The sequence below is a fragment of the Streptococcus oralis genome, assembly GCF_001579025.1.
Taxonomy (GTDB): Bacteria; Bacillota; Bacilli; order Lactobacillales; family Streptococcaceae; genus Streptococcus; species Streptococcus oralis_X.
This window is the reverse complement of record NZ_KQ970238.1, coordinates 14,195-23,021: the sequence shown is the minus strand read 5'-3', so window position 1 is coordinate 23,021 and position 8,827 is coordinate 14,195. Positions and strand designations below refer to the sequence as shown.

The 8,827-nt window shown below is 40.6% G+C and carries 9 protein-coding genes and 1 pseudogene; 9 read left to right on the top strand and 1 reads right to left on the bottom strand.

The window, feature by feature from the left end; genetic code table 11:
- Nucleotides 1-135 (bottom strand): annotated as a pseudogene (locus SORDD27_RS10475) (YigZ family protein); the annotation flags it as partial.
- A 56-nt stretch (nt 136-191) separates the two neighbouring features.
- On the opposite strand from SORDD27_RS10475, the gene SORDD27_RS08885 reads away from it, so the two are divergent.
- The 9 genes from SORDD27_RS08885 to SORDD27_RS10470 form a co-directional block, all read left to right on the top strand.
- Nucleotides 192-1,490 (top strand): ATP-dependent helicase ComFA, encoded by a 1,299-nt coding sequence (locus SORDD27_RS08885; protein ID WP_061428604.1) that lies wholly within the window; start codon nt 192-194, stop codon nt 1,488-1,490.
- Nucleotides 1,487-2,149 (top strand): ComF family protein, encoded by a 663-nt coding sequence (locus SORDD27_RS08880; protein WP_061428603.1) that lies wholly within the window; start codon nt 1,487-1,489, stop codon nt 2,147-2,149. Before SORDD27_RS08885 ends, SORDD27_RS08880 begins: the two co-directional genes overlap by 4 nt.
- A gap of 79 nt (nt 2,150-2,228) precedes the next feature.
- Nucleotides 2,229-2,777 (top strand): ribosome hibernation-promoting factor, HPF/YfiA family, encoded by a 549-nt coding sequence (gene hpf / locus SORDD27_RS08875; protein WP_000599111.1) that lies wholly within the window; start codon nt 2,229-2,231, stop codon nt 2,775-2,777.
- 81 nt (nt 2,778-2,858) lie between these two features.
- The gene (locus tag SORDD27_RS08870) at nt 2,859-4,037 is read left to right on the top strand and encodes an acetyl-CoA C-acetyltransferase (RefSeq protein WP_061428601.1); all 1,179 of its coding nucleotides are present in this window, start codon (nt 2,859-2,861) and stop codon (nt 4,035-4,037) included.
- A 145-nt stretch (nt 4,038-4,182) separates the two neighbouring features.
- Nucleotides 4,183-6,156 carry a DHH family phosphoesterase gene (locus SORDD27_RS08865; protein WP_061428599.1) on the top strand — a complete coding sequence of 658 codons (1,974 nt, stop codon included), beginning with the start codon at nt 4,183-4,185 and terminating at the stop codon, nt 6,154-6,156.
- Entirely contained in the window at nt 6,153-6,605 is a 453-nt protein-coding gene (gene rplI, locus SORDD27_RS08860; RefSeq protein ID WP_000864211.1) for a 50S ribosomal protein L9, read from the top strand. The genes SORDD27_RS08865 and rplI overlap by 4 nt, the downstream gene beginning before the upstream one ends.
- 43 nt (nt 6,606-6,648) lie before the next feature.
- Complete coding sequence (gene dnaB / locus SORDD27_RS08855) at nt 6,649-8,001, top strand: replicative DNA helicase (RefSeq protein WP_000852476.1); 1,353 nt, start codon at nt 6,649-6,651, stop codon at nt 7,999-8,001.
- A 1-nt stretch (nt 8,002) separates the two neighbouring features.
- Nucleotides 8,003-8,269 carry a Veg family protein gene (locus tag SORDD27_RS08850; protein ID WP_001278165.1) on the top strand — a complete coding sequence of 89 codons (267 nt, stop codon included), beginning with the start codon at nt 8,003-8,005 and terminating at the stop codon, nt 8,267-8,269.
- Between the two features lie 99 nt (nt 8,270-8,368).
- On the top strand, nt 8,369-8,827 hold a 459-nt coding region (locus SORDD27_RS10470), incomplete at its 3' end, for a CHAP domain-containing protein (RefSeq protein WP_231069341.1).

The window sequence follows — 8,827 nt, the reverse complement described above, 5'->3', positions numbered from 1 at the left end:
GTGTTCTTTTTTGATGGTAGTGATGAAGTCACGAGCCTCTTCTTCGCTATAAACACGCTTGACATGACAGATAAATCGGGATTTTTTGATTTCTTCTTGGACCTGCCCATCCTCTTTAATTGTTCTAAATTCCATGATTCAATTGTACTAAAAAAATATCTAAAGTGCTAGATTTTTACGAATATTAAAGTATGAAAGTAAATCCAAATTACCTCGGTCGCTTGTTTACTGAGAAAGAATTAACTGAAGAAGAACGACAGGTAGCAGTGAGACTGCCAGCAATGAGAAAAGAGAAGGGGAAACTGTTTTGTCAACGTTGTAATAGTTTGATTCTAGAAGAATGGTATTTGCCTATTGGTGCCTACTATTGTAGGGAGTGTTTGCTGATGAAGCGAGTCAGGAGTGATCAAGCTTTGTACTATTTTCCGCAGGAAGATTTTCCTAAGCAAGATGTTCTCAAATGGCGTGGTCAGTTAACACCTTTTCAAGAAAAAGTGTCAGAGGGACTGCTTCAGGCGGTAGACAAGCAAGAGCCAACCTTGGTTCACGCTGTAACAGGAGCGGGAAAGACAGAGATGATTTATCAAGTTGTGGCTAAAGTGATTGATGAAGGTGGTGCAGTTTGTTTAGCCAGCCCTCGAATTGATGTGTGTTTGGAGCTGTATAAACGACTGCAGAATGACTTTGCTTGCGATATAGCGCTACTCCATGGCGAATCAGAGCCCTATTTTCGAACTCCCTTAGTAATTGCAACAACTCATCAGTTATTAAAATTTTATCATGCTTTTGATTTGTTGATAGTGGATGAGGTAGATGCCTTTCCTTATGTTGACAACACTATGCTTTACTATGCTGTAAAGAATAGTGTAAAGGAGGATGGATTGAGGATATTCCTTACAGCAACTTCTACAGATGAGTTAGATAGGAAGGTTCGCACAGGAGAATTAAAACGATTAAGCTTGCCGAGACGGTTTCATGGAAATCCTTTGATTATTCCTAAACCAGTCTGGTTATCGGATTTTAATCGCTGTTTAGAGAAAAGCCAGTTATCAACCAAGTTAAAGACCTATATTGAGAAACAGAGAAGAACAGGTTATCCTTTGCTGATTTTTGCATCAGAGATTAAAAAAGGCGAGAAACTAAAAGAAATCTTGAAGGAGCAGTACCCGAATGAGAATATCGGATTTGTGTCTTCTGTCACAGAAGACCGATTAGAGCAGGTGCAAGCTTTTCGAGATGGAGAACTAACAATACTGATCAGTACGACAATCTTGGAACGCGGGGTTACCTTCCCTTTTGTGGATGTTTTCGTAGTAGAAGCTAATCATCGACTCTTTACCAAGTCTAGCTTGATTCAGATTGGTGGTCGAGTTGGACGTAGTATGGACAGACCAACTGGTGAGTTGCTCTTCTTTCATGATGGGTTAAATGCTTCCATCAAGAAGGCAATCAAGGAAATCAAACAGATGAACAAGGAGGCGGGATTATGAACTGTTTACTATGTGGCCAGACTACAAAGAGTGAGCTGACTTTTAGCAGTCTCTTCCTTTTGAAGGATGACTGCAGTTATCTTTGTTCAGATTGTGCTTCTATTTTTGAGAAGATTGGTGAGAATTATTGCCCAAACTGTATGAAAACAGGCATGTCAACTAAGTGTCAAGATTGTAAACTTTGGTGTAAAGAAGGAATTCAGGTTGATCATAAGGCAATCTTTACCTATAATCAAGCTATGAAAGACTTTTTCAGTAGATATAAGTTTGATGGAGATTTTTTGCTTAGAAAAGTTTTTGCTTCCGTTCTTGCTGAGGAGTTGAAAAAGTATAGAGGTTATCAATTTGTGTTGATTCCCCTAAGTCCTGAAAGATTGCTTGAGAGGGGATTTAACCAGGTTGAAGGTTTGGTTGAGGCAGCAGGCTTTTCTTTTAAAGATATATTAGGAAAAAGAGAAGAGAGCGCTAGTTCTTCTAAAAGCCGTTTGGAAAGGTTAGCTACTGAAATTCCATTTTTTATTAAAGATGGAATCTCACTTCCTAAGAAGATTTTGCTGATTGATGACATCTATACAACAGGGGCAACTGTGAATCGTGTGAAACGACTTTTGGAAGAAGCAGGTGCTTTGGAAGTTAAAACTTTTTCCCTTGTAAGATGAGGAAAAAATTTGCAAAATGAAAATGAAAGCGTTATAATATAGTTAGAAAAACAAAAATGTTTAGAAAGAAGGTACTTATATGATTAAATATAGTATCCGTGGTGAAAACCTAGAAGTAACAGAAGCAATTCGTGATTATGTAGTTTCTAAACTCGAAAAGATCGAAAAGTATTTCCAACCTGAGCAGGAGTTGGATGCACGTGTGAACTTGAAAGTTTACCGTGAAAAAACAGCAAAGGTTGAAGTAACAATTCCGCTTGGATCTATCACTCTTCGTGCTGAAGATATTTCTCAAGATATGTATGGTTCTATCGATCTTGTAACAGATAAAATTGAACGTCAGATTCGTAAAAATAAAACTAAAATCGAACGTAAGAATAAAAATAAAGTTGCAACAAGTCAACTCTTTACAGATGCTCTAGTTGAAGATGCAAATGTTGTGCAACCAAAAGTCGTTCGTTCAAAACAAATTGATTTGAAGCCAATGGATTTAGAAGAAGCCCTTCTCCAAATGGATTTATTGGGACATGATTTCTTTATCTATGTAGATGTGGAAGATCAAACAACTAATGTTTTGTATCGCCGTGAAGATGGTGAAGTTGGTTTGTTAGAAGTAAAAGAATCATAAAATAGAATTTTTAAAGTGGTTTACACCAGTGTAAACCACTTTTGTATTGCATTATTATAAAAGGTATAAATGGGGACAGTTATGAAAGACGTGGTGATTGTTTCAGCAGTGCGAACTCCAATAGGCTCCTTTGGAGGAAGTTTGAAGAATGTTTCAGCTGTTGATTTGGGAGCGTTGGTTATTAAGAGTGCTTTGGAAAAAGCCAATGTCAAACCAGAGCTAGTAGACGAAGTGATTATGGGGAATGTCCTAGGCGCAGGTTTAGGTCAAAACGTAGCTCGTCAAATGAGCGTTCATGCAGGACTCCCTGAATTTACACCAGCCTATACCATCAATAAGGTTTGTGGTTCTGGTTTGAAGGCAGTGCAGTTGGCTGCTCAAGCGATACGATGTGGCGATGCAGATATTATCGTAGCTGGTGGTGCAGAAAACATGAGTCAGGCGCCATACGTTTTGCCAAGTTTCCGTTGGGGTGGTCGTATGGGCGATTCGAAAGTTGTTGATACCATGCTCAAGGATGGTTTGTCTGATGCTTTTAACGAATACCATATGGGGATTACAGCTGAGAATGTGGCTGAAAAATATGGCATCAGTCGAGAAGAGCAAGATGCCCTTGCTTTAGAGTCACAAAAACGTGCAGTGGCGGCTATAGAATCTGGCCGCTTTAAAGAAGAGATTATTCCGGTGGTCATTCCTCAACGCAAAGGCGATCCTATCGTTTTCGATACAGATGAATATCCTAGAAAAGATGCTAGCTTAGAGAGTTTGTCTAAGCTAGATCCTGTTTTCAAAAAAGACGGTTCTGTCACAGCGGGAAATGCTTCCGGTATCAATGACGGGGCAGCGGCTGTCTTGGTCATGAGTGCTGAAAAAGCTGAAGAATTAGGACTCTCAGTGATTGCTCGCATTCGTTCGTATGCAAGTGCAGGTTTGGACCCTAAGATGATGGGATGTGGGCCGATTTATGCGACTCGCAAGGCTCTTGAAAAAGGTAATTTGACAGTTGATGATTTTGACTTGATCGAGTCAAATGAAGCCTTTGCTGCTCAGGCTTGTGCGGTAGGGAAAACACTTGGTTTCAATACTGATATTGTCAATGTCAATGGTGGCGCCATTGCTCTTGGTCACCCAATTGGGGCTTCCGGTTGCCGTATCCTAGTAACGCTGGTACATGAGATGATGAAACGTGATGCTAAAACTGGTTTAGCTACTCTCTGTATCGGAGGAGGGATGGGAACAGCCCTCATCGTTGAACGTTAGGTGTTAGTGATCTGAACACGTGGGTAGGAGGGTGATGATTCCCTCCTCTTTTTGTGTCTGAGGTTAGAGAAATGAAGGGCTTGCATCTTTTAAAAGGTCGCTTTTTAAGGGTTTTTGTGATATAATAATGCGCAAGAGGTTTAGAATGAAAAAAAATAATTTAATCCCGTTTTCTGCGGTCTTGCTAGGACTTGCAACTTTCGGAATCTTAACTTTGCTGATTATTTTTTCACATAATCTTGCTGTAACAATCAGTGTCTTGTTTTTATTTGTACTTCTTTATCTGCTTTTATTTGTCTGGCAAAAAAAACAGTATGAAAAGAGCGAAATTGAACAAATCCAATACGTAAATCATCAAGCTGAAGATAGTTTAAACACGCTGCTCGAACAAATGCCGGTTGGTGTTCTGAAATTAGACCTATCTACTGGCGAAGTGGAATGGTTTAATCCCTATGCTGAGCTAATTTTGACTACTGAAGAAGGCGAAATTGATGTTGAGTTAATTCAAACCATCATCAAGGCTTCTGTTGGGAATCCAGGTTCGTATGCTACCTTGGGCGAAACACGATATGCTGTTCATATGGACAAGGTTTCGGGTGTTTTGTATTTCTTTGATGTTTCTGGGGAATATGAAGCAACTGTTGAATTGGTAACTAGCCGTCCAGTCATTGGAGTCATCTCGGTAGATAACTATGATGATTTGGAGGATGCGACGTCTGACTCTGATATCAGCCATATCAATAGCTTTGTAGCTAATTTTGTTTCAGAATTTGCTAGTAAGTATGCTATGTTTTCTCGCCGTGTGGGGATGGATCGTTTTTATGTATTCACAGATTACACGGTACTAGAGGAATTGATGAATGATAAATTCTCTGTTATTGATACTTTCCGAGAAAAATCAAAGCAGAGGCAGCTAGCCCTAACCTTAAGTATGGGATTTTCTTATGGTGATGGAAATCATGAAGAGATAGGGAAAATTGCCTTGCTCAACTTGAACTTAGCAGAAGTTCGCGGTGGTGACCAGGTGGTGGTCAAGGAAAATAACGAAACCAAGAATCCAGTCTACTTCGGTGGAGGAACTGCTGCATCTATCAAACGTACTCGTACACGTACGAGAGCTATGATGACAGCCATTTCTGATAAGATTCGAAGTGTTGACCAAGTTTTTGTAGTCGGTCATAAAAATCTAGATATGGATGCTTTGGGCTCTGCTGTCGGTATCCAGTTGTTTGCAAGTAATATTATTGAGAACAGTTATGCTGTCTATGATGCAGACCAGATGTCAGCAGATATTGAACGTGCTATTCAGTTCTTGAAGAAGGAAGATGTCACGAAACTTTTATCTCTTACAGATGCGATGAAGTTAGTTACAAACCGTTCATTATTGATTCTGGTGGATCATTCCAAGACAGCTTTGACCTTGTCAAAAGATTTTTATGATTTGTTCACTCAAACTATTGTTATTGACCATCATAGACGTGATCAGGATTTCCCAGAGAATGCAGTCATCACCTATATTGAAAGTGGAGCAAGTAGTGCCAGTGAGTTGGTCACAGAGTTGATTCAGTTCCAAAATTCTAAGAAAAATCGTTTGAGTCGTATGCAGGCCAGTGTTTTGATGGCTGGTATGATGCTGGATACCAAGAATTTCACATCTCGCGTGACGAGCCGAACCTTTGATGTGGCGAGCTATCTAAGAACACGGGGAAGCGATAGTATTGCTATCCAGGAGATTGCTGCGACAGATTTTGAAGAATACCGTGAGGTAAATGAACTCATTTTACAAGGTCGTAAGTTAGGTTCAGATATCTTGATTGCCCAAGCTAAGGACTCAAGGACTTATGACACAGTTGTTATCAGTAAGGCTGCTGATGCTATGTTGGCTATGTCAGGTATTGAGGCTAGTTTCGTTCTGGCAAAAAATACACAAGGATTTATCTCTATCTCGGCTCGAAGTCGTAGTAAAATCAATGTGCAACGCATTATGGAAGAGTTGGGTGGCGGTGGTCACTTTAATCTAGCTGCCGCGCAAATCGAGAATATGAGTCTAACAGAAGCAGGAGAAAAATTGACTCAACTAATCTTGGAAGAACTAAAGGAAAAGGAGAAAGAAGAATGAAAGTAATCTTTTTAGCAGATGTTAAAGGAAAAGGGAAGAAAGGCGAAATTAAGGAAGTACCAACTGGCTACGCTCAAAACTTCCTGATTAAAAAGAATTTGGCCAAGGAAGCGACTGCTCAAGCAGTGGGTGAGTTGCGTGGAAAACAAAAATCTGAAGAAAAGGCTCATGCAGAGATGATTGCTGAAGCAAAAGCCATCAAGGCTAAGCTTGAAGCTGAAGAAACAGTTGTAGAGTTTGTTGAAAAGGTTGGACCAGATGGCCGTACATTTGGTTCCATCACTAACAAGAAAATTGCAGAAGAATTGCAAAAGCAGTTTGGTATTAAGATTGATAAACGCAATATTCAAGTGCAAGCACCAATTCGAGCAGTAGGTTTGATTGATGTACCAGTGAAGATCTATCAAGATGTTACAAGTGTCATCAATCTTCGTGTAAAAGAAGGTTAAGTTTACAACTTCTTGACAAGATTGTAAAAGGAAGGAAAGTCGGATGGCAGAAGTAGAGGAACTGCGAGTTCAACCTCAGGATATTTTGGCAGAACAATCTGTTCTGGGGGCTATTTTTATAGATGAGAGTAAGCTCGTTTTTGTCCGAGAATACATTGATTCTCGTGACTTCTTTAAGTATGCTCATCGGTTGATTTTCCAAGCGATGGTGGACTTGTCGGATCGTGGAGAAGCGATTGATGCGACAACAGTTCGGACGATTTTGGATAGCCAAGGCGATCTGCAAAATATTGGTGGATTGTCCTATCTTGTTGAAATTGTCAACTCTGTACCAACTTCAGCCAATGCGGAGTATTATGCTAAAATTGTTGCCGAAAAGGCTATGCTACGTCGCTTGATTTCCAAGTTGACAGAGTCTGTCAACCAAGCCTATGAAGCTTCTAAGCCTGCAGATGAAATCATCGCTCAAGCAGAAAAGGGACTCATTGATGTCAGTGAAAACGCCAATCGCAGTGGTTTCAAGAACATCCGAGATATTTTAAATATCAACTTTGGGAACCTAGAAGTTCGGTCACAACAAACAACGGATATCACGGGTATTGCAACGGGTTACCGTGATTTAGACCATATGACGACAGGTCTCCATGAGGAAGAACTAATTATCCTAGCTGCTCGTCCAGCGGTTGGTAAGACAGCCTTTGCTTTGAACATTGCGCAGAACATTGGGACTAAGTTGGACAAGACGGTTGCTATCTTTTCGCTGGAAATGGGTGCGGAAAGTCTAGTAGACCGTATGTTGGCGGCCGAAGGTTTGGTGGAGTCCCATTCTATCCGTACGGGTCAATTGACTGATGAGGAGTGGCAAAAGTATACCATTGCTCAAGGGAATCTAGCCAACGCGAGTATCTATATCGATGATACACCAGGGATTCGGATCACGGAAATTCGTTCGCGCTCACGCAAACTAGCTCAAGAAACAGGCAATCTAGGCTTGATTTTGATCGACTACCTACAGCTTATCACAGGAACTGGTCGTGAGAACCGCCAACAAGAAGTCTCTGAAATTTCTCGTCAGTTAAAAATCCTAGCTAAAGAGCTAAAGGTTCCAGTCATTGCTCTTAGTCAGTTATCTCGTGGAGTGGAACAGCGTCAGGATAAGAGACCAGTCTTGTCTGATATTCGTGAATCGGGTTCTATCGAGCAGGATGCGGATATCGTAGCCTTTCTATACCGTGACGACTACTACGATCGTGCTGGTGAAGAAGAGGAAGGAATTCCAAATAACAAGGTTGAGGTTATCATCGAGAAAAACCGTAGTGGAGCTCGTGGAACGGTGGAATTGATTTTCCAAAAAGAATACAATAAATTTTCAAGTATCTCAAAGAGGGAGGCATAAGATGTCAGATGCATTTACAGATGTAGCCAAGATGAAAAAAATCAAAGAAGAAATCAAGGCACATGAGGGACAAGTCGTTGAAATGACTTTGGAGAATGGCCGTAAGCGCCAAAAAAATAGATTGGGTAAGCTAATTGAGGTTTATCCATCTCTATTTATCGTTGAATTTGGGGATGTTGAAGGAGACAAACAAGCCAATGTCTACGTTGAATCCTTCACCTACTCAGATATCTTGACAGAAAAGAACTTGATTCGCTATCTAGACTAAGAATCCTAAAATGAAGTGAGCTTTGCTCACTTTTTTCTTTTTCTCCCGAATAGTATAAACGAGGGTAACCTCGGAAATTTATATTATTAAGGAGAATGAATGACGTTTTTTAAATCAGGAGTTAAGAAGAGTAGATGTACTCAGTTGAGTGTAGGGCTGGCTACTTTGTTTGTTACAAGTACCTTTTTGTTTGGTGGAGAATCGGTTCAAGCTGATAGTGTAGCGCGTGGAGATGACTATCCGCTTCACTACAAAAATGGTAGTGTTGAAATCGATCAGTGGCGGATGTATTCTCGCCAGTGTACCTCTTTTGCGGCCTTTCGTTTGAGTAGTGTAAATGGCTTTGAGATTCCTCCTGCCTATGGAAATGCAAATGAATGGGGACATCGTGCAAGGCGAGAAGGCTACCGTGTGGATACTAAGCCAGAAGTTGGGGCTATTGCTTGGTCGACAGAAGGTTATTATGGGCACGTGGCCTGGGTATCAAATGTGTCGGGGGATACGATTGAAATCGAAGAGTATAACTATGGGGTTCGGGAAAAGTATAACCGTCGAAAG